Source organism: Idiomarina sp. ST20R2A10 (assembly GCF_051842345.1).
GTDB classification, from domain to species: domain Bacteria; phylum Pseudomonadota; class Gammaproteobacteria; order Enterobacterales; family Alteromonadaceae; genus Idiomarina; species Idiomarina loihiensis.
The window spans coordinates 1-652 of sequence record NZ_JBNIEY010000029.1 but is presented as its reverse complement, the minus strand read 5'-3'; the positions used below and the strand labels follow the sequence as shown (position 1 = coordinate 652).

Here is a 652-nt window from a genome sequence, read left to right as displayed (position 1 = left end):
GACTGCAACCCTGATAACACCTGCGCAACGCCAAATGCTCGTAAGAGCTACAAAGTGATGTTTTGGCTCGTTGCGGTACTTACTTTAACAGCACTGGCTTACCCCTATGTTGTTCCTTTCTTTTACTAGGAGGCAATACACAATGAAAAAAGCAATGATAACAACCATTTTATTTTTACTGTTTAGTATGCCCGCATTGGCGGCTGAGAAAACCGTCACGCTATCAGTACACGGTATGACATGCGTCACCTGCCCAATTACTGTCAAAGCTGCACTCGGTGAAGTCGCAGGTGTGAGCGCCGTCGATGTCCGTTTTGAAGAGCGGGATGCAACAGTGACATTCGACGACGAAAAAACGTCAGTTAAGGAGCTTACTGAAGCAACGACAAATGCAGGATACCCATCAACACTGAAAGCAACGGCGGCAAAAAATCAGTCATGAAACATCACAATACCTTATAGCTACTGTAAAACTGAAAGACCAAGGAGTAACCGTTATGAGTAGTAACAATTTACACATTGCTGTCATTGGTAGCGGCGGCAGTGCGATGGCTGCGGCACTCAAAGCGACTGAAGGAGGTGCCCGAGTGACGCTCATTGAGAGAGGTACTATTGGCGGAACTTGTGTCAATATTGGCTGTGTCCCGTCTAA

3 protein-coding genes are annotated in these 652 nt (G+C 46.5%); all 3 read left to right on the top strand.

From position 1 onward, the window contains the following. Window positions 1–129, top strand: a 129-nt coding sequence (locus ACP7H9_RS14190; protein WP_439222929.1) for a mercuric transporter MerT family protein, incomplete at its 5' end; no start/stop codon positions are given. A gap of 13 nt (window positions 130–142) precedes the next feature. Then, entirely contained in the window at window positions 143–442 is a 300-nt protein-coding gene (gene merP, locus ACP7H9_RS14185; RefSeq protein WP_114981132.1) for a mercury resistance system periplasmic binding protein MerP, read from the top strand. A 55-nt stretch (window positions 443–497) separates the two neighbouring features. Then, on the top strand, window positions 498–652 hold a 155-nt coding region (locus ACP7H9_RS14180; protein ID WP_439222928.1), incomplete at its 3' end, for an FAD-dependent oxidoreductase.